This is a genomic window from Exiguobacterium sp. OS-77 (genome assembly GCF_000414195.2).
GTDB lineage: Bacteria > Bacillota > Bacilli > Exiguobacteriales > Exiguobacteriaceae > Exiguobacterium_A > Exiguobacterium_A indicum.
Map to the genome: position 1 here is coordinate 1,651,250 of NZ_DF239008.1, position 26,308 is coordinate 1,677,557.

Annotated in this window: 29 protein-coding genes and 1 pseudogene; 12 read left to right on the plus strand and 18 right to left on the minus strand. The window is 44.4% G+C overall.

The window, feature by feature from the left end; all coding sequences use genetic code 11:
• Positions 1 to 4: 4 nt before the first annotated feature.
• On the minus strand, positions 5 to 910 hold the full coding sequence (locus tag EXG77_RS08315) for a methyl-accepting chemotaxis protein (RefSeq protein ID WP_035397472.1): 906 nt from the start codon (positions 908 to 910) through the stop codon (positions 5 to 7).
• A 265-nt stretch (positions 911 to 1,175) separates the two neighbouring features.
• On the opposite strand from EXG77_RS08315, the gene EXG77_RS08320 reads away from it, so the two are divergent.
• The 3 genes from EXG77_RS08320 to EXG77_RS08330 are packed head-to-tail and all read left to right on the plus strand — an operon-like array spanning position 1,176 to position 3,714.
• On the plus strand, positions 1,176 to 2,159 hold the full coding sequence (locus tag EXG77_RS08320) for an ROK family protein (RefSeq protein ID WP_052017130.1): 984 nt from the start codon (positions 1,176 to 1,178) through the stop codon (positions 2,157 to 2,159).
• Positions 2,156 to 3,319, plus strand: a complete 1,164-nt coding sequence (locus tag EXG77_RS08325) for a sugar MFS transporter (RefSeq protein ID WP_035397474.1) — start codon at positions 2,156 to 2,158, stop codon at positions 3,317 to 3,319. The genes EXG77_RS08320 and EXG77_RS08325 overlap by 4 nt, the downstream gene beginning before the upstream one ends.
• 17 nt (positions 3,320 to 3,336) lie before the next feature.
• A complete protein-coding gene (locus tag EXG77_RS08330) occupies positions 3,337 to 3,714 on the plus strand; it encodes a VOC family protein (RefSeq protein ID WP_035397476.1) in 378 nt (125 codons plus the stop codon).
• 506 nt (positions 3,715 to 4,220) lie between these two features.
• Here EXG77_RS08330 and EXG77_RS08340 read toward each other — a convergent pair.
• Positions 4,221 to 4,832 carry a hypothetical protein gene (locus EXG77_RS08340; protein WP_035397480.1) on the minus strand — a complete coding sequence of 204 codons (612 nt, stop codon included), beginning with the start codon at positions 4,830 to 4,832 and terminating at the stop codon, positions 4,221 to 4,223.
• Positions 4,833 to 4,909: 77 nt separating this feature from the next.
• Between EXG77_RS08340 and EXG77_RS08345 the strand changes: the two genes are divergently transcribed.
• On the plus strand, positions 4,910 to 5,410 hold the full coding sequence (locus tag EXG77_RS08345; protein WP_081637390.1) for a GNAT family N-acetyltransferase: 501 nt from the start codon (positions 4,910 to 4,912) through the stop codon (positions 5,408 to 5,410).
• Positions 5,411 to 5,447: 37 nt separating this feature from the next.
• Positions 5,448 to 6,125, plus strand: a complete 678-nt coding sequence (locus tag EXG77_RS08350) for a hypothetical protein (protein WP_035397482.1) — start codon at positions 5,448 to 5,450, stop codon at positions 6,123 to 6,125.
• A gap of 22 nt (positions 6,126 to 6,147) precedes the next feature.
• Here EXG77_RS08350 and EXG77_RS08355 read toward each other — a convergent pair whose 3' ends face one another.
• Both EXG77_RS08355 and EXG77_RS08360 read right to left on the minus strand, forming a co-directional pair.
• Positions 6,148 to 6,447: a DUF3784 domain-containing protein gene (locus tag EXG77_RS08355; RefSeq protein WP_370448378.1), complete on the minus strand. Its 300-nt coding sequence runs from the start codon at positions 6,445 to 6,447 to the stop codon at positions 6,148 to 6,150.
• Positions 6,448 to 7,121: 674 nt separating this feature from the next.
• On the minus strand, positions 7,122 to 7,622 hold the full coding sequence (locus EXG77_RS08360; protein ID WP_035397485.1) for a hypothetical protein: 501 nt from the start codon (positions 7,620 to 7,622) through the stop codon (positions 7,122 to 7,124).
• A 628-nt stretch (positions 7,623 to 8,250) separates the two neighbouring features.
• On the opposite strand from EXG77_RS08360, the gene EXG77_RS08370 reads away from it, so the two are divergent.
• Positions 8,251 to 8,493: a hypothetical protein gene (locus tag EXG77_RS08370; RefSeq protein ID WP_035397490.1), complete on the plus strand. Its 243-nt coding sequence runs from the start codon at positions 8,251 to 8,253 to the stop codon at positions 8,491 to 8,493.
• Between the two features lie 273 nt (positions 8,494 to 8,766).
• Here the strand turns inward: EXG77_RS08370 and EXG77_RS08375 are convergent, their stop codons facing one another.
• Positions 8,767 to 9,744, minus strand: a complete 978-nt coding sequence (locus tag EXG77_RS08375) for a DUF2268 domain-containing protein (RefSeq protein ID WP_035397493.1) — start codon at positions 9,742 to 9,744, stop codon at positions 8,767 to 8,769.
• Between the two features lie 201 nt (positions 9,745 to 9,945).
• Between EXG77_RS08375 and EXG77_RS16425 the strand changes: the two genes are divergently transcribed.
• Together EXG77_RS16425 and EXG77_RS08380 are read left to right on the plus strand one after the other, a co-directional pair.
• On the plus strand, positions 9,946 to 10,086 hold the full coding sequence (locus EXG77_RS16425; RefSeq protein ID WP_203229911.1) for a hypothetical protein: 141 nt from the start codon (positions 9,946 to 9,948) through the stop codon (positions 10,084 to 10,086).
• Between the two features lie 12 nt (positions 10,087 to 10,098).
• A pseudogene (locus tag EXG77_RS08380) lies at positions 10,099 to 10,647 on the plus strand (ROK family protein).
• 413 nt (positions 10,648 to 11,060) lie between these two features.
• Here the strand turns inward: EXG77_RS08380 and EXG77_RS08390 are convergent.
• From EXG77_RS08390 to EXG77_RS08415, 6 genes are all read right to left on the minus strand, one after another.
• Positions 11,061 to 11,288, minus strand: coding sequence for a hypothetical protein (locus tag EXG77_RS08390; RefSeq protein WP_035397495.1), 228 nt, complete (start codon positions 11,286 to 11,288; stop codon positions 11,061 to 11,063).
• A 200-nt stretch (positions 11,289 to 11,488) separates the two neighbouring features.
• Positions 11,489 to 12,100, minus strand: a complete 612-nt coding sequence (locus EXG77_RS08395) for a hypothetical protein (protein WP_052017132.1) — start codon at positions 12,098 to 12,100, stop codon at positions 11,489 to 11,491.
• A gap of 706 nt (positions 12,101 to 12,806) precedes the next feature.
• Entirely contained in the window at positions 12,807 to 14,492 is a 1,686-nt protein-coding gene (locus EXG77_RS16430; RefSeq protein ID WP_119182611.1) for a GIY-YIG nuclease family protein, read from the minus strand.
• Between the two features lie 313 nt (positions 14,493 to 14,805).
• Positions 14,806 to 15,765: an iron ABC transporter permease gene (locus tag EXG77_RS08405; protein WP_119182625.1), complete on the minus strand. Its 960-nt coding sequence runs from the start codon at positions 15,763 to 15,765 to the stop codon at positions 14,806 to 14,808.
• A 5-nt stretch (positions 15,766 to 15,770) separates the two neighbouring features.
• Positions 15,771 to 16,754 (minus strand): iron ABC transporter permease, encoded by a 984-nt coding sequence (locus EXG77_RS08410; protein ID WP_035397500.1) that lies wholly within the window; start codon positions 16,752 to 16,754, stop codon positions 15,771 to 15,773.
• A 59-nt stretch (positions 16,755 to 16,813) separates the two neighbouring features.
• Positions 16,814 to 17,734, minus strand: coding sequence for a Fe(3+) dicitrate ABC transporter substrate-binding protein (locus EXG77_RS08415; protein ID WP_035397502.1), 921 nt, complete (start codon positions 17,732 to 17,734; stop codon positions 16,814 to 16,816).
• A 183-nt stretch (positions 17,735 to 17,917) separates the two neighbouring features.
• Here EXG77_RS08415 and EXG77_RS08420 point away from each other — a divergent pair, with 183 nt between their 5' ends.
• Both EXG77_RS08420 and EXG77_RS08425 read left to right on the plus strand, forming a co-directional pair.
• Positions 17,918 to 18,664: an arylamine N-acetyltransferase gene (locus EXG77_RS08420; protein ID WP_052017133.1), complete on the plus strand. Its 747-nt coding sequence runs from the start codon at positions 17,918 to 17,920 to the stop codon at positions 18,662 to 18,664.
• Positions 18,665 to 18,667: 3 nt separating this feature from the next.
• Positions 18,668 to 19,138: an 8-oxo-dGTP diphosphatase gene (locus tag EXG77_RS08425; RefSeq protein WP_052017134.1), complete on the plus strand. Its 471-nt coding sequence runs from the start codon at positions 18,668 to 18,670 to the stop codon at positions 19,136 to 19,138.
• A 44-nt stretch (positions 19,139 to 19,182) separates the two neighbouring features.
• Here EXG77_RS08425 and EXG77_RS08430 read toward each other — a convergent pair whose 3' ends face one another.
• The 4 genes from EXG77_RS08430 to EXG77_RS08445 all read right to left on the minus strand — a co-directional run bounded on the left by EXG77_RS08430 (position 19,183) and on the right by EXG77_RS08445 (position 22,350).
• Positions 19,183 to 19,884 (minus strand): DUF554 domain-containing protein, encoded by a 702-nt coding sequence (locus EXG77_RS08430; RefSeq protein WP_035397505.1) that lies wholly within the window; start codon positions 19,882 to 19,884, stop codon positions 19,183 to 19,185.
• 16 nt (positions 19,885 to 19,900) lie between these two features.
• Positions 19,901 to 20,833: a multidrug resistance efflux transporter family protein gene (locus EXG77_RS08435; RefSeq protein ID WP_035397507.1), complete on the minus strand. Its 933-nt coding sequence runs from the start codon at positions 20,831 to 20,833 to the stop codon at positions 19,901 to 19,903.
• Complete coding sequence (locus EXG77_RS08440; RefSeq protein ID WP_035397508.1) at positions 20,833 to 21,498, minus strand: GntR family transcriptional regulator; 666 nt, start codon at positions 21,496 to 21,498, stop codon at positions 20,833 to 20,835. The genes EXG77_RS08435 and EXG77_RS08440 overlap by 1 nt, the downstream gene beginning before the upstream one ends.
• 81 nt (positions 21,499 to 21,579) lie before the next feature.
• Positions 21,580 to 22,350, minus strand: a complete 771-nt coding sequence (locus EXG77_RS08445) for a CPBP family intramembrane glutamic endopeptidase (protein WP_035397510.1) — start codon at positions 22,348 to 22,350, stop codon at positions 21,580 to 21,582.
• Between the two features lie 159 nt (positions 22,351 to 22,509).
• On the opposite strand from EXG77_RS08445, the gene EXG77_RS08450 reads away from it, so the two are divergent.
• Positions 22,510 to 22,833 (plus strand): PadR family transcriptional regulator, encoded by a 324-nt coding sequence (locus EXG77_RS08450; RefSeq protein ID WP_035397512.1) that lies wholly within the window; start codon positions 22,510 to 22,512, stop codon positions 22,831 to 22,833.
• A gap of 1 nt (position 22,834) precedes the next feature.
• A complete protein-coding gene (locus EXG77_RS08455) occupies positions 22,835 to 23,581 on the plus strand; it encodes a hypothetical protein (RefSeq protein WP_035397514.1) in 747 nt (248 codons plus the stop codon).
• 409 nt (positions 23,582 to 23,990) lie between these two features.
• On the opposite strand, the gene EXG77_RS08460 is transcribed toward EXG77_RS08455, so the two are convergent.
• The 3 genes from EXG77_RS08460 to EXG77_RS08470 form a co-directional block, all read right to left on the minus strand.
• Positions 23,991 to 24,221: a helix-turn-helix transcriptional regulator gene (locus EXG77_RS08460; protein ID WP_035398535.1), complete on the minus strand. Its 231-nt coding sequence runs from the start codon at positions 24,219 to 24,221 to the stop codon at positions 23,991 to 23,993.
• Positions 24,222 to 24,380: 159 nt separating this feature from the next.
• Positions 24,381 to 24,953: a GNAT family N-acetyltransferase gene (locus tag EXG77_RS08465; RefSeq protein WP_035397516.1), complete on the minus strand. Its 573-nt coding sequence runs from the start codon at positions 24,951 to 24,953 to the stop codon at positions 24,381 to 24,383.
• A 15-nt stretch (positions 24,954 to 24,968) separates the two neighbouring features.
• Positions 24,969 to 26,204, minus strand: a complete 1,236-nt coding sequence (locus tag EXG77_RS08470; protein WP_035397518.1) for an MFS transporter — start codon at positions 26,202 to 26,204, stop codon at positions 24,969 to 24,971.
• Between the last annotated feature and the right edge of the window lie 104 nt (positions 26,205 to 26,308).

A 26,308-nucleotide genomic window follows, 5' to 3' on the forward strand; every position in this document is an offset into this window, starting at 1 on the left:
TCACTTAAATTGCTTTTGTAAAGTCTCGCGCTGTCTTCGTTAACGTCGATGCCGCACTCTGAACGTCATGGAAGCGATCGACCGTTTCTGCGACGACCGTGACACTTGCTTGTGCATCCGACGTTGCTTGCGTCATCGCACGGGCAATCCGCTGCAGTTCATCATTCATTCGCTGCGTCGTTTGTCGGACATCGACGACGGCTTGTTCGACGAGCTTTGAGAGATTTCGGACTTCCGTCGCGACGACATTGAATCCTTTGCCGTGTTCTCCGGCTCGCGCTGCCTCGATCGATGCATTCAGTGACAAGAGATTCGTCTGTGACGCAATTGTTTTGATCGTCTCGGTCACTTGAGTGATGTCCTGTGCCTGGCGTTGCAACCGTTCAATCGTCTGATGGTTATCACGGGTCGTCTCGGCCATCTGTTCGATCGTTCGCCGTAACGCTTCGCTTTCCTGCTCGCCATGCGTCGACCGCGTATTTAAATCACTAGCAATCGTGTCAAACGAAGTCGCGAACTTTTGAATCGTCTGCTGACGATCAGTAATATCGGAAGCAATCTTCAAGACACCGGTCACTTCCGTTCCATCGTAAATCGGCATATAGGTTGCTTCTAGCCAAATCGATTGACCATGCGCATCGATGCGTTCAATTTTATCTGCCGTACTGAAGCCACTAAACAGCTTCTGCCAAAATGCTTGGTAACTGTCACTCATTGCAAACTCCGTCGTGCAGAAGAGGTGATGTTGCATCCCGATCATCTCTTCTCGTTTATATTTCATCGTCTTTGCGAATAAACCATTGACGTCGACGACACGACGTTGCCGGTCGAATCGAATCATTGCGACATTATCTTGCAGGGAGGCTAAAATATCTTGGGATCCTAGGTTGGTTGAAAGTTGGGTGGTCATGATTACAAACTCCTCTCGTCATCTACCTCCCGTTGCAGGCTATCCAAGATATTACAAATCGGAATAGTATGAATTAAAGATATATGACTAAAATTTTTTTATCTTCTATTTATATATCCAGACAACGATAGGATGAAACGTTATTTCTCTAAATATTCTTATCCTACACCTCTTTTTTAAACTTGTCTTTTTCTTCCGACCTGCTATACTCAAATCAAAACTTATTAAACTTTTTTAATAAGTGATTTAGATTGGAGGTCTTTGTTTGACTGAACTCATTTCACTTACACGTCACGCTTTTTTAGTCGACCATCTGGATACGATCCCTGCGATTCGTCAAGTCTTGGATGTCAGTTTTCCGACTGCAAGCAAACAGATCGATCAGATGATCGCTGCTCTTGAAATTGAAGAGACACCACTTGAATTGGTTCGCGGAGGGCGTCCGGCAAAACGGTATCGCTACCGCGCGGATCGCTTCCACGGACTCGCTCTATATCTCGAACGCACGTATCTGCAGTATCGCATACACGACGTCGGTGGACATCTGATCGCAACGGATCGCCTGAACTTCAATTCGTCGGATCATGGATCTGTTTTATCGAAAACACTGACAACATTACTCGACGATCATCCATCTATTCAAACGCTTGCGATTGGTGTCGCTGGTGCCGTTGATACAACCGGCACGATCCTATTCGCCCCGGATTATCCGACGCTAGACGGTCGCCCTTTGCAACAAGAACTGACGGAACGGTTCGAGCGACCCGTCATCGTCGAAAATGATATGAATGCGGCTGTCATCGCTCCGGCTCAAGAAAACGAATCGACGGTCTATATGTATCTCGGAACGAACGGACCGGGAGCCGGCGTCGCCGTTTCCGGTCATGTCGTCCGCGGAGCGCATCACTTTGCTGGAGAGATCTCGTTCATCCCGTTTGACGACAAGCGAAATGTCGGTCAAATTCTCGCAGAGAGTTCACCATACTCTGACGACTGGTATGAGGCGTTATGCCGGATCATTCTCTCGTTTAGCGTCACTTTGAATCCAGATGTCATCTTGTTTACGTCGTCAGATGTTTCGGATGACGGATTAGCACGGTTGACGGAACGATGCGCCAAGCGCTTTCCGCTCGACAAATTACCTCAATTGCGGCAAGGCGACTGGGAAACTGATTATTTAGATGGTCTGATGCAACTGAGCATCCAGTCATTCATTGAACAAATTCCGTTAGGAGGTCTCGCCCATTGACCCGTCTACTATTACCTTTGATTTATCTCGCTTTCATCAGTCTTGGGCTTCCGGATGCGTTACTCGGTACAGCGTGGCCCGTGATGCGGCTCGATCTCGACGCACCGCTCGACATGGCAGGTTGGCTCTTCATGACGATCGCTGCCGGAACGATCGTCTCGAGTCTGTTTAGCGGTCGTCTGATCGAACGTTATTCAACGGGTCCAATCACGGCAGCTTCTGCCGGTTTGACGGCACTGGCGTTAATTGGTTTTTACGTTGCTCCGTCCTTGATTTGGCTCTTCGTCCTTGCGATCCCGCTCGGACTCGGTGCTGGAGTCGTCGACGCGGCGTTAAACCACTTCGTTGCCACCCATTATCAAGCACATCATATGAACTGGCTCCATTGCTTCTGGGGCATTGGTGCGACGGCTGGTCCGCTCATCATGGCTGGTGTATTGCTCGATTCCGGCTGGCGTTTTGGTTACCTCGTCGTCGGCGCATTGCAACTTATTTTGATGATTGTCTTGATTGTCAGCTTACCACTCTGGAAGCGGGCTCCGAAACAGGTGTCTGAACAGGTTCAGTCCGTGAATACGTCGTCCGGAAAACCACGCGGATTGATTGCCGCTCTCGCAGCGTTTTGCTTTTATTGTGGGGTTGAGGCGGTCGTCGGGCTGTGGGGCAGTAGTTATCTTGTCCAAGTCCGGTCCTTTTCCGTAACATCAGCAGCGACGTGGATTTCCGTCTATTACGGAAGCATCACCGCGGGGCGATTCATCAGTGGTTTTCTGTCGCTACGCTGGTCGAATCGTCGTTTGATTCGTGTCGGTCAATGGACGGCATTCGTCGGAGCCGCCTGTTTCATCCTCGCACCCGCTGCCTGGATGCCGCTTGGTTTCGTACTTGTCGGGCTTGGTCTCGCACCGATTTACCCGGCAATGCTACATGAGACGCCGGTACGGTTCGGAGAAGCTGCGGCGCAACGGCTGATGGGGGTACAAATGGCATTCGCCTATACCGGTAGTACCTTCATGCCACCATTGTTCGGATGGCTGGCGACGTCCTACTCCTTATCATTGTTCCATTGGTTTACGATCAGTCTCATCTTCTTGATGCTGGTCGCTACGGAAGGCTTGAACCGGATGTTATTCAGACAGCGATTGGCAAAAGCGTCTTGAAAAAAGGAGGAATGGAGATGAAGATTGAACATATCGCCCTCTGGGTGGCAGACCTTGACGGGATGCGTCAATTCTACGAAACACATTTTGATGCTACGGCAGGCGAGCGGTATCATAATCCGACGAAAGGGTTCACGTCGTATTTCCTGACGTTCTCGAGTGGTGCGCGTCTTGAGTTGATGCAACGGACGGATATCACGGAACGGACGATGAATGCGCTCGGGTATGCCCACCTCGCCTTCTCGCTTGGCAGCAAACAAGCGGTCGACGACTGGACGGCTCGGTTACGGGACGCCGGTATACAACACCTTGACGGTCCCCGGACGACGGGTGACGGGTATTATGAAAGTACGATCGCAGACCCGGAAGGTAATGTGATTGAGTTGACGGTCTAATGATGAAACGAAACAATCCCTCATTCTGATTAGAGTGAGGGATTGTTTGTTGGTCGATGACTGTTCAATTGTTTTCTGCTTATTGGTATGTCCCGTGACGAGCAGTTGTCTGACACGTATTTCATTCAGGTTATCATTAAGCGACGATTACAAAACTCTTTCGCTGTAAACATTTGTAATGATATGCTAAAAAAGAACCAAATTATGACTATACGTATTCATTTTAAGAGGAGGCAGTTTATGCGAAAACATCTAGGATGGATCTCGATCGGCATCGTAGTCTTTACTTTTATAACGTTCAAGTTCTTGCCTTTCAATGGCTTTTGGGGAACGAACTATATGTTAGCTGGACTAGTGCTTGCGCTAGTGTGCGCCATCATAAGTCTAAGAAATACGGGGAAAATCCTTGCGTTAACATTGCTCACTTCTCTATTGGTGCTTTTTATTTTTTCAGTGATCGGCTTCTTGGCACTAGCTTGAGTATTTCTAAAAGCGATTAAATTCGATTAGCTGATATCATTACGATATTTCTTCTTGAACACGTCATACGTTGCTGAATCACCGAACAGTAGGAAACAACCGCGATCATCATAGATATTCATGACGATCTTTTGATCCACGTTCACGAAAAAGATTTCTGGATAGTATGTATACGTTTGACGAAATCTTGGATGTAGCGTCGGAAAATCCTGATGGCAGATTGCTTTGATTACACGCTTATAATCTAATGCGCTTTTGTTCGGTAATAACACGGCATATTCGGATACCTGCTCTTCTTCATCCATTATTTTCTCTACGAATTTTATGTTGTATTGATCTTCTCTTCTTTTTAAGTGACGGAATACTTTCGTCGCTGACTTTTGATACTTACCGCGCTCACTTCTCACATGCACGATGAAGTAAAGGGACTCCTCTTCTCGGAATAGATCTTCAAACAGTTCGTTCGATTTTTGATATGCCTGTTTGAAGTATTCCTCGTTGATTTCATCTGAATTTTTCTTTAACTGATACAGGTCCTTTACTAAGTCTACGTGGAATACTAAATCCTTCTCGACAAAGGAACGATCAAATAAGTTTACCTTCCCAAAATGGTGTTGCAAGTATTGTTCGAAGTTCATTCCAAAGCTCCTTTATTCTGATCAGGACAGATTAATTTAACGATCGATACAACCAGTCTAGAATGGAGGATGAAAAGATGATCATTGATACATTATCGAATCATCCTGAACAACTAGAAGTAGTTGCCACAATGATTCATACCGAATTCGTTCAAAAGAAAAAAGGGACGACACCCTATGAACAAATAAAAGCCTTTTTAGACAAAAAATCAGATGAGTCGTATCCTGTGACGTTGATTGCCTTAGATGATGTCACGTGTATCGGAACCGTCTCCTTCTTTGAAAATGACTTGAAGGAACGACCAGCCTATACGCCTTGGCTCGCTTCTTTATTCGTTGAAAAAGTCTATCGAAATCAAGGGATCGCGCTGCAACTGATCAATCAACTAATCGTCTACGCCAAGTCACGACAGATCACAATAATCTATTTAAAAACAGAAAACGCTTCAGCATATTATAAAAAATTAGGATGGACTTTAGTTGAGGCGATTGAGACGACGAATTCACCCATGTATATTTTCGCTTATAATATTGATGACGCTTATTACGTTCTAGTGAGCGACAACAGCAACTATTAAAGCTTTACTCTTATGAGATAACAGAAAGGACGTTTTTATGAATCTCGAAATTAAAAGCTATCTTGAAATTCCTCCTGAAAAAGAAGAGCATGATGTGAATCACACTTATCCAGGATTCGTAGAGATGACCCATACGATCGACAACGATATCTTTAACTATGCTTTTGGTCGAGCTGGCGGCTATCCTGCTGGAAAAGTCGTTTTTTGTATAGAGGGCATGCCTCTCTCTTTTAACGCACACGTGAGCGAGCTATTCCAATTTTGGCATGCGTTAATAAAAAGTGTGACCACGAATGATTTGCATGACATCGAAAAGTTCGATTGGTCACTTCCATATGAAAACGAAGAAATTTCTAACCAGTTCATTATTCGATTTTTCTATCGAAAAAAACGAGTAGAATTTCATTATCAAAATCAACTCTTGGCTACTTTTTCACTAGAGACCTATAAAAAAGCAGTCCTGCATGGGTTTTTAGATTTCATGTGGCATACGAATCTGGAGTTTGAGACGATCGTGTATGATTCGCTTGGTGAGGAGATTAATTACGCAGCGATGCGAGAAGATACAGGAGACGATTTATACACATGTCGCTACATCTTCTTACAATTCATGAGAGAACTTTATCGTCAAAAAAATGATATACAGACGTTGATTGACTTCGATTTTAAGATTAGTCGCCCTTTCTCTAAATTACATTATGATTTAAACGACTAAGGACATACTGACTTAGACGAACTTACAGTTCTTTTTTAAATCGATTCTTCGTATTCGTATAGACGCCTGCAAAAATTATAAAAAACACGAGTAGAACGAAGCCTACTATGAATAAAAACGAGTATCCAGATATCTCACTGAATGCGATCAATAATAGGCTAAAGCTAATCCCATACATGATTTTCCCCATAAATTTACACAGGGCGACTTCGTCATATGTTTCCTTTTTACTTTCTGACATCGTATTATATCCTGCAAGCAATGAGGCACCCGTTCCTCTTGATAAAACGATCGCAAACACTAGCATGGGGATTAAAATCACGACATACAAGATGGAATCGTTCAAGGTCGTTCGCTCCTTTCTCCTGTTTTAATAGATATCATGTTATTTATCCATTTACGTTCTATAAGCAGTCTGCGTTTCATAAAATATCATAAGTACACTACCACAGTAATATGTTGATTTAGTAAATGACCGAAAGAACAATCGTATGTTGAAACTCTTAATCGTACCCATTATCTGTATCCCTTAATTGATTCTATCTGCGTGTAAGGAATAACACTCAAGTGATCAAGTAAGAGCAAAGACCGCAGTGATCAACCAAGATAGTGAGCTGAACATCGTTCTACTATATGATTCCTACCAAAAATACTTTAGCGCTAGAGAGCGATTCCTTTTGAGTCAGAACCGCATGTAAAGCTTTCATCCTTAGTTCTTCTGGTTAGCGTGTCCACTTTGTTCGATTATCAAATGTAGATAATACTCCCATGCGATATTTTGTCCTTCAACTATTCAAGGGCGTGACTGAAAACTCGAAGAGCGAGGCGATTGACTTAATCGAGTCTGTTCCATCCTCACCCATCGTGACGAAAATGATGTATTGTTTTTGACCTATCAAAATCTAGATGTAGCTATAGTAAAAGCTCCCCCAAAAAGTAGACAGTTGAAATATCAAAGCTGTCTACTTTTTTAGGGAGCTTACCATTCTTATTTCATCAAGACCATTTTTCTTCAGCATCCATCCAACAATTGTTTTTTAAATCAAGAGAATCATCACTATCGTGTATCGTAAAGTACGATGGAAGATTTAGTGACGCTCCACCAGCTTTTTCCCAGCACAATCTGAACCATTGTGCAAAAACGCTTTGTTCTTGTGGAATTAACTTTTCTTCATTTTGCTCATGAAATTCAAAAAAAACCTCGAGTTGACTGTCGTTCATTTGATGATATTCGACTTCTTGTAATACATCTTCGCTCCCAGCAAAAACAGTTGAATCGTTTCCTTCGTAAAATACTTCATTTGCTTCTTTATCCATTGAGAACATGATGACCGAAAGTTCAAATCTAGTCGGTTCAATGAATGCTGTGAAGTCCAGTACTTCGATGTCCTTAGAGAACGGATAAGAAAAGATTTTCTGGAGTTGGTCCTCCACTAAACCTGACTGCTTTTCAAGATGGATCTTAATTGAATCAATATAGTTTTCGACTGTAAACATGATAAGTACCTCCAAGCATGAATCTATCAATTTATGTTGTTAATTCGTCAGCCTTGCTTAATGTTTTCATCGTGTTTCTCTTGAAGTCGTCTCTCTAGAACGAATACGTATATTACAGCAACCAATACTCCAATTATTCCTGGCAAAACAGCAACGATGGGATCCTTCAAATATGCGAATGGAATTACATACGTCAACAACATCTTGATCCCATATGAAACCAACACGGACGTCAGTAAAACTAAAGTTATAGTCCGCTTTTCGATATTCCCAAAAAATTGATGTCTTTGTTTCTCTACTTTATGTATACCGAGCCAAGATAACATCTTCAAATCTCCTTTATTCATAGCTAATAGTTGACAATCATCACTCTACCATACGACCTTCTATTTGTATTAAAAAGTAAGTTTACTTTAATGATTTTCACCAAAAATGCTTATCAATATAAAAAAACTAACCTAATCAAAATTTACGATACGTATAAGAGGATGATTCATAGTTATCATTAAGTATGTGAGATAGGATGACAGACGTTTAGAAGAGAGACGTACACCTTTAATTGTTTGAATAACATCCCATTTTTTGTATACTGATAATGGAATTTATACAAATAAAAGGGGGTCTTCTCTTGAGAGCAAAACTTGGCTGGATTTCTATCGGATTAATGGTTCTTACTTTCTTGGTACTTTTTACATTCCCGATTAATGGATTTTGGGGCGACGCCATCCTCATTGGTGGTCTGGTCCTTGCTTTATTAGCTGCTATCTTTAGTAATCGAGGTATAGGCAAAATGTTAGCATTTATTTTAATGATAGTTCTTTTAATTTTATTTGTACTATCTGTCTTGAATTTTTTAGGGATTTTCGCATAAAATCGGATCGTTCGAATTGGATAACGAATGTCTAAGCTCTTACAAAGATGTGACTGTCTAAAAAGAACGCTCCCTCAGAGTATATGTAAGAGAGAAAACATTCTTATATCCAATAGATCGTCACGCTGTCACTTCAGCATAACTTTATCTGAGAGTATGCTCTTCACATTCTCTATTATATCTTCGGTTGCTTTTGGCATTTTGACCTTCTAGATTGAAAGTATTTACTTTTTCGCTTCAAACGTCAGTGTTTTTTAATGCACCTTCTCCTCTTTACTCAAGAATCAATTTAAACTTTCCTTCATGAATGACATCTGAAACTGGTGTTAATGAAAACTCTTGCAGTGTCTGCTCAGATTTTTTTTGTCGGAAATCTGACATTAACTCCGTTCCTAAACTGTAAACAGTTAATCGAGGGACATCCTTTGCTTCACTTCCAGTGCTAAGTTCTTCGTAGCTTAAGGAGTTGTTCTTAACCTGTTCGAGTATCTTCTTTTTATCGCTGAAAGCCATCTTCTCTGTTTCTATAGGGGGCGCTTTAGGATAAAGTTCCTTCGCAAACACCTCCGCTTTACCTTCGAATATGAGATAGTCGATGGAACTTGGTTGCCTGATTTCAGGATGTTCGTTCACTACGGAATGATTATACTCATGCGCAACAACGTACTCCAGTATCTCATGCGTATACTCTTCACCTAACATAATCACCATACTACCATCGCTCATCGTAGAACCAATCAGCCCGCTCGTCGCCTTTGCGGCGTATCGATGCTCTTCCGATAAGGGTAGCATCAGGATAATCTTATCTTTACCAGGAAGGTGGTCAGCTGATTTTCGGAGTGCCTCATGAACAGCTTTCATATTTTCTTTCTCTTCATGCATCAAACGTTTCGTCAATCTTTTTAAATCGTTCAAATAGGAAGTGGCGGAAAACACGTCATTGAACCCCTTGAAATCAAGAAAGATATCCTGCTCTTTCTGAATGCGATCCAGTTCCCGACGGACGGTTTTATCGAAGATTCGCTGTAGGTCCTCGTCCGTGACGTTTGTGTCCTTCATCTTTTTCTGAACTTTTGTGATGTAGTCGATATAGGCTGGATACAACGTGATGATTTTTGCATGCTGGTCTTTTGCTAGTTCAACTTCTCGAATAGTGGACTTGGGTTTCTCAGTCGACTGCGTCGGTTGGAATGTACATCCTGATACACAACAAATGAGTATTGATAAAAAGAACGCTAGACGTATTCTCAAAATTATTTACCACCTTATTGTTGAAATGATTGTATCGAATAATGCTTATAAAATAATTATATAGATTTATTTTCCATCTATCCATAAAAAAGTAAGTTCTAGTTTATTCATAGACCATTTTTAAGAACCGATAACGTTATCTACGTATACATTTGTTTTTCTAAAATTCTCATCGTTTGGAGTGATTAGCATGTCAATTGGGTGGAGTGGTACGATTCAAAATTATTTACAGACCGATCAACGTCAACGGAATTCGTCCTATCGAACATCGGAATTGCCGCGCCTGGTCCACTCGATACGAAGAATGGACTTCTGTTATCTCCACCAAATTTACCAGGATGAGATGAAGTCGACTTGGTTACCCCACTTTCCTCCGCATTCGACTTACCCGTCTTTCTCGAGAACGATGCTAATGCTGCGGCTCTTGGTGAAGCGTTATACGGTGTGGGACGTCACTCATCATCTGTCTACTATGTAACCGTCAGTTCAGGAATCGGCGGAGGTTATGTCTATAAGAAACAACTGATCCGTGGAGCAAATGGATACGCTGGTGAGATTGGCAATACGATTATCGACTCCTCGGGTCCACTGCATCCTGTGTTGAACAAAGGTTCTCTCGAAGGATATGCCAGTGGTACAGCACTACAATCACACGCTTCAAATCGCCATGTCTCATCCATCGAGCGATTACTCGCCCATCCGCAAGAGTGAGATCGTTTTACTAATCATTTAGCAACTGGACTTGCAAACATCACTCACACGATTGATTCGGAAATTATCGTCGTTGGAGGAGGTGTTACGGAATCTGCTGATTTATACTGGGAAGCGCGTTACTGGAACGTGTTCGCGAACTCGTATATCCGTCCCTTCGTTCAAAGGTCGATATCCGTCTTGCTGAATTAAAAGGACAGGCAGGCGTCATCGGAGCTGCTGCTCTAGATGAAGTAGAGTAAGCAACACATCACTTACCTTATTTAATCAAAGCAAAGAGGGTGATCCATTCCGTTATTGAAATGGATCACCCTCTTTGTATACATCCTATCTATTCGAATATAGCTATTTTTTAGAGCAGCGAATTGCTAAAAATGACTTCAGCTCGTTCTCAATCCGTTTTGGGTTTAAGGAAGAACAGAAAAATGTTAAATACCAAAAAAAGACCAAGCAGTACCCACAAGACAGAATAAAATGCTGTATTCGGAACGAACAAATAATCTATCAATAGCACGATTAAAAAGAGAATATATCCAACAAAATATACTTTTTTCTTACGCGGATCCATCGTCTCATCTCCTTTATACATATAAGTGTTCTGTCGATTACTTCGTATTTTTAATAATCACTACAGCTAAAACAAGGGACGGGATGAAACAAATCAGTAGATCCGAGAGTGAGATCGAGAGTGAAGTAGGATGAATCAGCATCTCTATCCCTTTAAAAATGGCACCGAGTACAACAAGTAAAGATAGGAGAACCGGAACGAAAATACGCATCCATCTAGGAATACTCAGCCACATCCGTAAGATCTTTTGTGTTTTATCATCCATGTCATTCACTTCTTTTACAATTTTACATAAATTAGTATATCATACGTATGATTTTTGTGAAAAAATGTCGAAGTCACGTGTCGATTGAATCTCCTCCTTTACGTACAAAAGCAGTAAAAAAGACACTTACACATCATGTAAGCTTCTGTTTTACTGCTTTATAGGATACAGATCAATGTCTCTTCCCCTGCTACTTTGAACTAATTGATCACACCTTCTGCACTACAATAAAACTCCAGAGGAATGTTGTGTGTGGAAGAAATACCATTTTGAATGAATTCTCCACCGACCGTCACATCGTATGTTCTTCCGCCATCCATCAAAGCAGCGGTATATCCAAGCTGTCTCCATGTCCCCTTACTCGATGAAGCGGTTGACGTCATAGACGTGATGGCTTTAAAGACTTGCCTTTCTGCCTCCTCACGAAGTGCGGTATCAAATGTACCAGTGATCGAAATGGCAAATGTTGTCCCCTTCGCATGAATCGTTTTTGATTTAGATGTGGATTCTTTCTTTGAGAAATCGAACGTCGATGCGAACTTTACTTTGACTCGATCTTCCGCTATCTTTCGAAAACGGTTCGGCGTCACCCAATCCTTTTCCTTGAAGGATTTTTGATTGACGAGTTCTAAATCTGTATCTGGATGATGCGAATTAATAGTACCAAGAATAACCGCATACTGCTGATAATATTGGTTTTTTTGTTGTGGAGTCAGCGCCTTTTGTTTTCCCTCTGCAAATGCCTCGTACATAAAGGAGCTGGTTAAGGTAACACTCAATGCTGTTAAGAACGTCATCGTTTTACGCTTCATTTTTTCCACTCACTTTTTTTTAGATTATGTAATATATTCTCAAATTATCACGTTATTTGTTCTTTTCCTATACTTTCACCGTCTGTTTTTCTATTCTTACTCACACTTCAATTTTATATTTATTTTCGAATTGAAATTTATGAATTCAGCGTGATGTGACTTAGACCATTATTTATTCACAGATTCTGTGATGAGGAAGTTAAAGTCATTTGCTCCTTTTGCCAATCATTCCTTTATATTGATGTACGAAATGAACTGCAGTACCTTTCTCTTCTGGTCATTAAAAAAACGACCTCTTTTGAGATCGTCTTCCTTTAGAAAATATGTACGCTTTCCATCATAGTGTATCGTGGACTCGCATCCGTTCTAGTTCTTTTTCTTGCTTCTTTTTAAAGATTTCCGCCCATTCGACCATTCAACTTAGAGGAAGCGTCGTTGGAAGAGATCTTCTTGAATTTAGGTACGGAAATCCGTTCAGCATAAAGTTGATTAACTTCATTCATTTAGAGTTCAAGAGGTTTCTGAAAACATTAGCAACGATTTAAATTATTCAACTAAGAGCGAGCTAAAAAAAATAGGGTATCTCACATCGTATTTCTCAGATGTAAGATACCCTATTGCTAATATGGAGTTAAACATTTATCACTTAACAATATATGACGATTATTATACTAGGTTGTTCACTGCGTACTTCTTTTTAGAGCACTTAACTCAAAATAGTCGCATTCACATCGACTTCATTTTTTCCATAAGACAGATTAGAACTAGGCATAATTCCCTCTTCATCCATTTCGATGCTTCTAAAGTACTCTTGTGCAACCATCGATGTTTTGAACTCAGCAGTTGGATCGATTGTTTCGACTAAGTTTTGTAATTCTTCAACTGTTGTTACGAAAAACTCTTTGCGTAAATTTACTTTATTAAATCGCTTAGCCGTCAATTCTTGATGAAGTTGATATTCTAACCCTACTGCATCATCGGAGAAAATCATTGCATGTACATCAAATTTAAATGGTACAGAGGCATCTCCAAGTTCGTCGACTCGATCTTGTGGGTTCATACGTCTTGTCATTCCCACTTTGAATATCTGTTGACCGAACGATCCTAGATTCGAGATAACGTAAACGTATCCAGCCTTACCGTTCGCTCTCTTTAAAATTTCTTCTTTCTGCTCTAAAATGTTATTTTGTTGTTGTATAAGCTCTTCAACACGTAACTGTAGTTGAGCAATAATATCAGGGTTATTTTCGCTTACTAGAAGCTCGTTCGTTCGTTGTAATTCTACATCGAATTTTGCCTCTTCTGATTCTAACTTTTTCTTTTGTGCTTCTAGTTCTTTGCGTTCTGCAGCTTCTTGACGCATTTGCTCTAGTATTAGACGTTGTTCTTCTTTTTCCTGTTCACGTTTAATGTAGTATTGATACTCAACATCTACCGCTTCGATGAATAATGGTTCTAGTTCTGCTAGGAATTTCGAGATTGTAGGTGAAATAGAAGCATTGCCGTTAGTTGAAATAGCTAAATATTTCCGAATTAAAGACTTCGCATTACCAATAGCCTCTTCATGCTTAGCGTACGAAAGAGTATATAGAATGTTTTGCAGCTCAGCCTGTAAACCAATTACCATTAGCTGATAAATAGCTTGATTCGTTTTTGTTTTGTAGCGATCTTTGTATTTGTCTAACAATGTAGCAATCTCTTTTTTGATTTTATTAATTTGTTTACGTAACTCTTTTGAACTCATGGCATGGTATTCTAACTCAACCAAACTCTTCATGATGCTTTCTTCATCATAATCTGCTAATAACTGTTCTAACTCATTCGGAAGATCTTCTTCGTTGAACAACTTAGGGAATAAATTAATTAAATTGCGAATACCAATGAACTCCGTTTTCAATTTTGAAAGTTTTGTACTTTGAGATTTAATGTTTTTGCTTAACTTTTCATTTTCAATCGCTAAGACATCACGTTCTTCCGCGAACTTTTGGAGCTCGGCTACTTTCTCTTGATTGTCTAAAATGATTTCGTCGACAATTCGTTTTCCTTCAGATTCATATTCAAGACGAATTTGCTTTAAGTACTCCGTTTTACTTTCCTCAAAAATGCTCTCAGAATTCGAGATGTTGCTTTGAATTTCTTTTTGCTTGATTTCTAGCGTATCCAACTCCGACTTTAAGGAAGTGACTTCTTGTTGTAAGTTCGTAATTTCAAAGATTTGAAATTTTAGCTTTTCAGACTTGATATAGTAGTAACGACCGAACCATAATATGATACCTATCATTGATGTTATACCAACCGTTGAAACTCCAGCTAGAATCAATAAGATTATTAGCCAACCATTAAAGTACCAAGGAATTTTCGCCTTCATACCTCCAGATTTATTTTGCCCCATATATATCGACCTCTTCCTCTATAATGTTTGTTGAACTCGTTTCACTCACTGAGCCAAAAAGTATCAATTACTAAACGAATCTTATTGTAACCATCTCACAATATGTAAATATTTACAAACAAATAAGTAAAAAATTAAACAGTGCTATTTATTGACTCAAAATAGAGGAAACTTCCTTATAAGGAATCTTCTTGAACTTATATATTAAAAAACAATCTGCTTAACTAATATTAGAATTTAAAGTCACAGTGTTACTAAAAATGGAGTTCCCAGCGTTCACGCTAAGGACACTCCATTTTTATAATATCGAACTTTATGCCGCCCGCTCTCTCCGTAAGAGATACAGAAAGTACGGTACACCGATGATTGCTGTGATCAATCCGGCTGGTACTTCAAGTGGCGGATGAATTCCGCGACCGAGCGCATCAGCGACGACGAGTAACCCACCGCCGAGCAACAGCGCCATCGGTAAGACAGCGAGGTGTTTATGTCCGACGAGACGACGTGCCATATGTGGGGCAATCAGACCGATGAAGCCGATTGCACCGACTGTTGCGACGGCAACACCGGCTAGGACGACAGCGAGCGCCAAGAAGACGTGCCGTGTCCGCTGAATTGGTAACCCGAGACCAATGCTGACTTCCTCACTAAGTGATAAGACATCGAGTTGACGATGGCGATAGAAGAGGATCGCACCAATCACGACGAGCACCGGCGCTAAGATCAACACTTCCTGCCACCCTTTCCCGAACAGACTTCCAGCAAGCCAGACGAGTGAATCGTTCGTCTGGAGTGGAAATTTAATCAACAGGTATTCTGTTCCGGAAGCACAGATCGCACTAACGGCGATACCAAGTAACGCAAACGAACTGCGGGAAACGTTCCCCCCCCGCTCAAGCATCATCAACGCTAACATGACGAGTGCTGCCCCGATAAAGGCGGCGATCGGTGTCAACAAGAGCGGACCGTCCGGCACGAGGGCAATCGTCAAGACAGCGAACAGCGACGCTCCGTTCGTCACCCCGATCACGTCCGGTGAGATCAATGGATTACGGATTACACTTTGTAAGATGACTCCAGCAAGAGCGAAACTCGCACCTGCTAAAAAGGCAAGGACCGTTCGCGGCAAGCGGTAATTTTGGACGATGAAGGCATCCTTTCCACCGAAGAACGACTGCCAGAGTTCCGTTAACGACAACTGAATCGAACCGACCGACAGTAAGGCGAAACTTGTGACAAGAACGATTACTGCGACAAGTAGAATCCGACGCATCTCTCTCATCGTAATCCCCCTTTCATCTGACGGCGTGCCAAGATAAGGAAGAAAGGTGCCCCGAGCAATGACGTCACGATGCCGACCGGTGATTCATACGGATAGGCAATAAAGCGCGCCAGGACATCGGCGTACGTCAACAACAGACCACCGATGACGGCAGAGACAGGTAAGACGATTCGGTAGTCCTCGCCAACGAGTCGACGTGTGATATGCGGCACCATCAGACCGATGAAGCCAATTGCTCCGGCAACGGCGACCGTTACCCCTGCGAGTAACACGACACTGATGCCGGCAAGCAGACGGATCCGCGTCACTTTTTGTCCGAGTCCGACCGCGACGTCTTGCCCGAGTTGGAAAACGGCGAGCGACTTCGCGAGACTTGCCGCAAGAATCAAACCGGCGAGCGACCACGGTAAGACGATCCGGAGTTCGAGCCAGCTTGCATCACTGAGCGAACCAGACAACCAGTACAACACATTCGTGATTCGATCATTGAACAAAATCAAGCCTTTCGTTAGCGACGTCAACAAGAGATGGATCGCCATCCCGACGAGGGCGAGTTTTAACGCCGTCATCCCGCGAATCGAAGCGAACGAAAAGACGAGCACGCCACCGAGTAAGGCACCAGCAAAAGCGAAGTAAAGCAAGTTCGCCGTTCCGAGTGACGGAAAGATGAGCAGGCTTAAGACGACAAGAAACGACGCACCGGCATTGACCCCAAAGACTTGTGGTGAAGCGAGCGGGTTCCGCGTCACAGCTTGCATGATCGCTCCAGCGACGGCAAGGTTTGCTCCGAGCAACAATCCGAGTAAGAGACGCGGCAGGCGCAGATTCGTCAGGACGAGTCCCGCTTTAGAGGTCGTGCCACTGATCCACTCCTGCACTAAGTGGACCGGATTCATCTGTGTGATACCAAAGAACAAGCTAATATAAACGGCCAAGCCACTGAGTAAGATAAGTACGAAAATCAGACGTTTCCGCTGCACCGGATCTTTCCCCTTTCATCAAGACGAAAAGCCAGATTGCTCCGGCTTTTTGTCGTTCGTTATTTCTGTTTGAGCAATTGAATTGCTTCGTCAACGATTTGTTCAGCAGCGTCCAGACCACGGTAACGTGTCCAGAGGTCACGATTGACTTCATAGACTTCTCCGTTTTTGACCGCTGTGATCTGATTCCAGAGCGGATTGTTTTTCCACTCCTTCAATAACTTCGGATCGGCTTCCGCCATGAAGATGACGTCCGGATCCCACTTGACCATCTGCTCTAACGTGATCGTCACAGTCGGTTCCGCTGTTTTCGTAACGGCATTCTCGATACCGATCTTCTCGAGCAACTCACCGTCAAACGACGTCTCACCGTGCGCTGTCAGTGAATCGGCGCGGAAGACACCGACCATGACTTTCCGGTCATCTTTTGGATCAACCTTCTTCTTCGCTGCCTGCAAGCGCTCTTCATGCAGGGCAAGGCGATCGTCCATCTGTTTCGTTTTGCCGACCGCTTCCGCAATCGTCTTGAACGAATCGATGTTCTCTTCATACGTCGCATTGCGACTCTTCAAGATGATCGTCGGTGCGATTTCTTGCAATTGCTTGTAAATTCCTTTATGACGGTTGAAGTCGCCGATAATCAAATCCGGTTGCAAGGAACTGATCACTTCAAGATTCGGTTGTTGGCGTGTACCGACTTCCGTGAACTCGATGTCTTTTCCGAGTAATCCAGAGACATCGGTCTTGTTTTCTTGTGCAATCCCGACCGGTGTGATGCCGAGTTCGTCTAACGCATCAACGAACGAGAATTCGAGCGCGACGACCTTCTTCGGCTTTTCCGGTACTTTCGTTTTTCCTGCTTCGTGCGTGATCGTCCGCGTTTTTTCGTTCGATTGCTCTGCTTGACCTGAACATGCTGCAAGCATCAAACTGCTCAACACGAGGAGCGTCAACGCTGTCATCCAAGTTTTCCGTCTCATGGTGAGACCTCCTTTAATTCGTGATTCGACATTGAGAATCATTCTTAATTAATCCTGTCTCAGCATATCAAAGATTTCCATCGAACAAAAGGGAAATCCTTATTTTCAGATAATATAGACTGAAATCCACATTTTCTGAAGGAATATGGGATAATCAGGTAGTGAATAAAGGAGGAATCAGAGATGGATTGGATGAAAGACTTAGGACAGCGAATTGAGTTTCCGCTCGATGCAATCACGTTTGATCAATTACCTGACTTACTCGAAGCCTTCGCCTACCAGTTACCGTTCGAGAATACGACCGTCCTTGAGAAACGCATCCGTCCGTTTAGCGACGAGCGCTTCATCGAGACGTTTCTGACAGAACGACGCGGTGGTGTCTGTTATGACTTAAACGGACTGCTGCACCGAATCCTGCAGGAACTGAATTGTCCCGTTCGACTCGTTCAAGCGACTGTTTACGATACGAAGTCGAACGTCTGGTCAGCGACCGGACCGACCCATGTCGCGATCATTTGGAATGAAACACACTTGCTCGATACCGGCTTCGGCGTTAATTTACCGCTCGTTCCTGTTCCGTTGAATGGGGAGACCGTTCATTCCGCGAGCGGCAGTTACCGGATCATCAATAATGACACACTTGAGATGAAGCGAACGGGACAAGCGGAGTTTGTGACTGGATACCGGTTCGACCGAGAGACATCCATTACAACAGATGACTTATCGAAGATGGAACAGATCATCCAGCAGAGCGACGCTTCGCCGTTCAATAAAGGTCGCCTCGTCGCGATGCGGACGCCGCGCGGACAAAAGACGTTGACCGAGCGGACGTTACGGATTGAAGAAACGACGACGACCGAGTTACCGGTCGCAGGTCCCGCCCAATTCGAGATGCTGTACAACACACACTTTTTAGGACGGGAGTCGTAAACCATGGATTGTTACACACTTTGTTTAATCCGCCACGCAGACCACTTTTTACTCGTCAATCGGCAAAAACGTCCGGCGATGGGCATGTGGAATGGTGTCGGTGGTAAGATCGAACCGGGCGAGACACCGGAAGCTGCCGTCATCCGCGAGACGTTTGAAGAGACAGGTATCACGCTCACCTCAGTGACATCAAAAGGCATCGTCCGCTTACATGGGGAAGAGACTTCTGGCATGTACCTCTACCTGGCTGATTTAGAAGATCGTCCATTTCCGACACCGGTCATGACAGTTGAAGGAATCCTCGATTGGAAATCACTCGACTGGATTTTAAGCGACGATAACATGGGTATCATCAGCAACCTCCGGCACTACCTACCGATTGCTCTGTCGACCGAACACCCGTTACTGCATGACTTCCATTACGATGCCCATACGATCACGGCATACGAGACACATGAATTAATCGAGACATAACACAACATCCCCGCTCGTCCTTTCGGACAGGCGGGGATGTTTCGTTAGAATAGATGTAAGCCCGTCACGATGACAGCGACGATGACGATGCCCGGTAACAAGTTCGCGACGCGGATCTTCGTGATTCCGGCGAGATTAAGACCGATCGCTGCAATCATCACTCCACCGGTCGCCGTCATCTCCAAGATGAATTCTTGCAAGGCGGCGTCGGGAATGAACTTCGTGATCGCAACGGCACTCAGTGCGATCGCTCCTTGATACAGAAAGACGGGAATCGCTGAGAACATGACGCCGATCCCGAGCGTTGAACTGAGGACGAGCGCCGTGAAGCCGTCAATCAATCCCTTCGTATAGAGGACGTCGTGATCCTGACGTAGTCCACCGTCGAGCGCACCGAGAACACCCATCGCTCCAATGACGAAAATCAACGTCGCGGTAACGAAGCCTTCGGCGATATTCGATGGTCGACCGCGACTGATTTTACGTTCGAGCCATGCCCCCATCCGGTCGAGCTTCTCATCGAGACGGAACCATTCCCCGATCGCACCTCCGAGAACGAGACTACCGATGACGATCAAAAAGTTCGTGCTTTTCATTCCCATCTGGATCCCGAGGACGACGACGGCTAGACCAATCGCTTGCAAGACCGTCTCCTTCATCCGTTCCGGAATCCGGTGGAACATCAATCCGAGCAACGTCCCGACGATGATCAGGACGGTATTGACGAGTGTACCTGTTAAAACCATCTGACAGCCTACTTTCTCAATTGATTTTTCGTTTCGCAGGACGGACGACCGTCCGCTCCACCTGATTCAAGCTATGCAACGTCATCCCGAGCATGACGAGGATGATCCCGAATGTCGCGAGTCCCGTCGGTAGTGCCGCATGGAGAAACAAAATCTCCCCGAGAACGGTGAAGACGATCTCAAACGACTGGGTCGCCTCGATCGCGGCTAACCGGACCGGTTCCGTCCGGACGAGTGACGTCGCGTAGAAGAAGAGCGATGTCGCGATGACGCCTGAGAATAAGGCGACGAAGCCGGACTGGGTCACTTGACTGACACTTGGTAATCCGACTTGTATGTAAGCAATTACGGAGAGCACGATCCAAAACGGTAGACTCGCGATCGTCATCCCAAGGATCCGTTCAAACACGTCGAGCTCGTTTCCATACCGTTCCATCATCTTTCGGTTCCCGAGCGGATAGGCAATCGCAGCGACGAGCACCGGCAAGGCACCGAACAGTAAGGATTGTAGCGATAGACTTCCTGCGATGGATAACTGCATGACGACGACGCCAAGGACGATCAAGACGGAATACTTGAGAGCCGACCACGGAATCCGTTGCTTGAACAAGGGCGCAAGCAACGGTCCGGCTAGGATCGTCAATTGCCACGTTCCGGCAATCAGCCAGCCCGGCGCATGATCGGCAGCAAGACAGATGCTACCGTAAAACAGTCCAAAACCAATCGTTCCGTACAGTAACCAAAAGCCGATATCTGTTCGAAGTGCTTGTATGACACGTCCGATACCCCGGCGCATCAAGACGATGACGATAAAGAACGGCAACATCAAGAAGAAGCGAAGCGATCCACTGTAGATCCAGTGCCCGCCTGCTCCTTGCATCGATTGATTCAAGATGAAGGTGACGGCAAAGAACATCGCCGCTAGGATGCCATACATGATCGGTCGCATCAGCGCTCCTCCTTTAGGGTCGAGACGAGTAGACGTCCGAGTCCGTTCCAGTTGTGTTCCGTCGCTTGGACGAGCTGTTCGATATCCCGTTGTTGGCACGCGATCAAAATCGCCGCATGATCGGCAATCGATTGGCGTCCGAGTCGATCGAACTGGGCGTATTCAAGCCGGCGGATCAGCGGTGTTAATCGGCGAATCGTTTCTCGTAGCTGAGCGTTCTGACTGCGCAACACAAAGACATCGTGAAAGGCATCGTCTAACGTCAGTGCTGTCTCCGTCTCCTGTTGATCGATTGCCGTCGTGAACTGTTGATGGATCGTCTGAAGTTCCATCAAGTCGTCTTCCGTCAATTGCGGTCCGGCTAGACGCGCTGCCAGCCCGTGCAACGTCGCGATGATTGGATAGGTTTGCTGTGCCTGTTCAGCGTCAAGCTCTGTCACGATCGTCCGCGAGCCCCGTTTCGCAAAAATCAATCCTTCCTCCTCGAGTCGTTTCAAGGCTTCGCGGACCGGTGTTCGGCTGACCCCGAACATTTCCGCGAGCGCTTGATCGTTCACCTTCTCACCTGGGGCGAGGCGTAAGGTGATGATGTGATGTTGCAAACGTCGATATACTTCCTCACTGAGAGGAAGTCGTGCAATGGCTAAATCATCTGTAGGTTTCATACAAGTAATATATTACATATTAATCATTGATACTAGCTTTATTCAAAAAAACTCCCCGTCAAACAACGAGGAGTCAACTATTCAAACGTTACGTGGATTCATCGGTCCATTCAGGTGACTGAGATCGTGCCGTTTCAACAAGATCAATTGAATGACAATCGCGACGAGTAGATAAGCTTGTGTCAAAAGAGGAGTGATGCCTAAATTGACGTTCACGACATCCGCTGCGATGCTCGCGAAATCCCATAACGCATGAAAAATGATCAATGGCCAAAGAGTATTCAGCTTGAGTGCGATGATCGCTAAGAACACACCAAAGACGAATGTATTCGCAAGTTGAAACAACATCGCTGCTGGGGGAATCAAAGCGATCAAATTAAGCAAGTGGAAAGATGAGAATAGGAGCGCACTGATGAGGACGGCACGATACGGATGTTCGTTCGGTCGAAGGTAACGTAAGATGATGCCTCGAAACAAGACTTCCTCATTGAAACCAACGAATAAGGTCGTCAGGAAGACGATTCCGACAAGTTGGAGTGCCGATGATGAAATCGAGGTCGTGAGCATCGCATTGACGATCAATCCGACTTGAACGATAACGATCAGCAGTAACGGAATGTACCAGATCAGACCCCGCGACTGCAGTTTCGAAAACCCGACGGCAGCAAACGTGGAATGTCGACGAATGTACCAGACGAGAAAAATCGCTGTAACGACTTCACCGAAGATCGCGATACGTAACAACTCCGGTTCACCATAATGAATGCCGAAACCAAACGCAGAGACAGCCATGACGATACCCATGATGATGAAGACGACGGTCGCCGAGACGACAGTATTCCGCTTATCCACGATCAATACCTCCCTTTTCTAAACAAGCGACGTATCTACTTTATGATTTGTTTACCTTTTTTTCAGGGAAATGAATCTTTTTCCTCCAGCTACCTTGCAATACAAAATAGCTTGGTATATCATTACCTTGTAATACCAAGTAGCGAAAGGATGATGCGGATGTCATCGACACAAATGTTAAAGGGGATTCTCGACGGTTGTTTACTTGCACTGATCGCGGAAGAAGAGATTTATGGTTATGAACTTGCGACGAAACTGAAAGCATACGGTTTCGCTGACATCAGCGAAGGAACGATCTATCCCTTATTAATCCGGATGCAAAAACTGGGCTGGATCGAAGCGACTTCACGCGTCTCTCCGTCCGGTCCGAAACGGAAGTATTATTCGATCACGACGAGCGGTGCAGAAGAACTCACCGCATTCAAGGAAAGATGGCAACACCTTTCGACAAGTGTTGAAAGTATTTTAAAGGAGGATGATTGAGATGACCCTATCAACGGAATCAACCCGATTTTTGGAAGACTTGAAGGTCTACCTGCTTGCTTCGGGAAAAAATGAACAAGCGACGAACGAGATCGTCCTTGAACTCGAAGACCATCTGATTGAAGCGGAAGCGGATGGCAAATCGGTTCGTTCCATCACGGGTGACAGTCCTGCTGCCTACATCCAGTCGATCTCACACGAGATGGCATTTGATTCAAAACAAGCCTTTTGGACGATCATGCAAGTGTATCTTGGTGCTTCCAGCTTTCTATACTTACAAAATCTCTTGAATGGCACGACGACTTACAGTATCCTGCTCGTCGGTGGCTTCCTACTGATAAGCGCTGTTTATTTGACGACACTTGCATTGTTGTTCCGCAAAGACGCCTTACGCGATACTGCTCGACCACGCCTCCTGCGTTACGGGATTCATGGGAGTGTTCATCTTCTTCTGATCGTCGGACTGTTGATCGTCAACGGACTCGTTGATTCGCCCAAAATCACGTTATCTCCAAGCGTCGGCTGGATGATTGGTGCCTTTCTAATTGCCTGGATTCTCGTCACGGCATGGAAAACAAAGACATGGATTTTACCGATTGCAGTGTTCGTCTTTTTCGTGCCTCAACTACTGCTTTTGTTTGTATTTAATTTGTCAGAGATTACCGCCGTCCTCGTGAGTTATGTTTTGACCTCGATTACGATTGCAGTTACTTTTATCCGTTCATCTAAGAACAGTCAGGCAGATTAATCACTTAATCATTAAGTAGAAAATAAGATAAAGCAGCGATGTTCTCCTACTTTGAGAACGTCGCTGCTTTGTCTTATGACTTTTCACACCTTTCACATCTTGAGTTATTTGAGTGGATTAATGATTTACACTCGTCTTTTTAATGTAAAAATCACACCACCTAAAACAATGAACGTTAGAGGAATAAGTAATCCTAATATATTTCGATAATCGACAAACGTCAGATCAGCGTAATTACGATGATAGGTTTCTAACAGTAACCAACCAATCGGAAAAATCGGAAAAGTATACGTATATGCGCTTGAAACAATTCGTCTTCCCCGCTCATCTTTTCCTTCCTCACCGAAAATAAACGGTAGCGATACGAATAAGCTTAATAGAAAAATCGGTATTACTATTATGTTTATAATCACCCTTTTCCCTCACCTTCTCGTTCATATTGAAATACTTCGTTAATATCCTTATCAAATAAATATGCAATTTCAAACGCCAGAATCAACGAAGGGCTGTAGCGACTTCCTTCTAAAGAAATAATGGTTTGTCTACTGACTCCGACCTTCTCTGCCAATTCTTTTTGCGACCATCCTTTTTCAGCTCTTAAAATCGCTAATCGATTCTTAATGAATCCATTACTCTTGATGCCCAAACCATCTCTCCTTTCATCAAACTATATTTATTACCATAAATAAACAGTAAAGTTTTTTTGACTTAAAGTAAAGTTTTTTTTACACATCAAATCAAATAAAAAGCGAAATTCTCAGATTAAGAGAAGTTCGCTTTTTATTTGTGTCGGTTTCAATTACGTGTTCGTTATTTCACGCTTTGCTTCATACCGCTCACGCGTCCAGTTGTAGACATGACTCGTCACTGTCCGACCGTCGATTCGTTCTAAGACGAATGGGCGGTCAAGAACAGGCGTAAACCCGAGTTTTTCAACGACACGGCGTGATTGGTCATTGAAATCAAAGTGACCACACCAGACGATGTCGATCGGCAGTTCCCGGAAGATGAAATCGAGCATCGCTTCGACGATTTCCGGCATCCGTCCTTCTCCCCAGTAATCAGGTGCGAGGACATACCCAATCTCGACTTGACGGTCATGGGTGATTGAATCGTCCGGCCGACGATTAAAGTGAAATCCGAAGCTACCGATCACTTCACCAGTTTCCTTATCGGTCACTGCATATTCGCCAGGTGACGCTTGGAAAATGCCGATCACTTCTTGGCTTTCGTCAAGTGACGCGTGCGGCGCCCAGCCTGCTTTTGGTCCGACATTTGGATCCTTCGCGTAAGCATACAATGCTTCCGCATCCTCATCCTGCCAACGGCGTAACAGGTGCCGTGGCGTTTCAATAGTATCTGGTAAGTTCATCTATATTCCCCCTTATTAAGATACGTTTCGCTCTCGCTCGACAGATTCCTTCACGAACAGACTCGTATAAACTAATCCAAAGCCCGTCAAGAGGATCAATCCGAGGTATACACTCATCATTGATGGAATCAAGAAGGTCCCGACGAGAATCGTCGACCGAGAAAGTAAATCGGCTCCAGCAAACGACGTTCCCGCGAACGCTGAGTACGCCCCACGTTGATCGGCTGGCATCATGTTCGCTTTTTGTGTGTTCAAGACCGGAGAGTAGAGCAACTCGCCAATCGTTGCGATGAAGATGAAGACCATCAGTGCCGTCATGCTGTTGGCACTCGTCACGACGACGTAACCGATCGTGTACAGCATGAGACCTGCAGCGAGCGTCCGGCGCGGAGACAAGCGTTTCGCTAGTCGCTGGACGATGAACGTCAATGTGACGACGAGTAACGTATTTTCGATGTTGATGATACTCATCATCCGAACCCCGTTGATCGACCACCCGGCAAATGATAACGGTTCAAACGAATCGGCGAGTCGGACGGCGACATAACTGCCCATCGAAAACTCAGCCGCTAAGATACACATCGAACCGAAGACAACCTTAACGAACGGACGGTCCCGCCAAGCGAGTTGATAGCTCGTGAAGATATCCGTGAGGACACCACGAAGTTTTTGACGTTGCCACGTCCTTGGTGTGTCGTCAAGAAACAGGAAGTATGCAATTGGTAAAACGGATGACGTGAAGCTCAAGATCCAGAACAACAGCAATTGGTTACTGACGTAGAGCCAGCCCCCGAGTGCTGTACCGATGGCGATCGAGAGATTGATCAGCCAGTAGTCGAGCGCATAAACCGCTTGGCGATTTTCCTTCGTCGTTGCATCGATGATGATCGCCCCCATTGCCGGCCGACCAAGATTACTCGTCACCGAAAAGACAGCGTAGATGACCATGAACAACAGCATCCAGTCGAGTGTCAATGAGATCGTCATCGTGATGAACGTCAGCGCTGTGAGCGCAGAAGTCGTGACGAGCAGACGTTTGCGGGAAAAACGATCGGCAAGATATCCGCCGAGTAGATTCGTGATGAAGCTGACAAAGACCATCGCGATCAAAAATGCACCGGCGATGACTTCGTTGAATGCCTGTACGAACAAGAGGGCCATGAACGGCATGATCGAGAACGAGACAGCCCGGTTGAAAAACGATGTGATGAGACGTACTTTAATTGGTTTAGGTATTTCTTTCCATTTCATATTGTCACCTTCCATTCTCTACCTGTATCATAAACAAGACAAGACACAGGAAAAATGGACGTCATTTAAAAAAGATGTCCCCTTTTAAGGAGGAGAAGTACGAT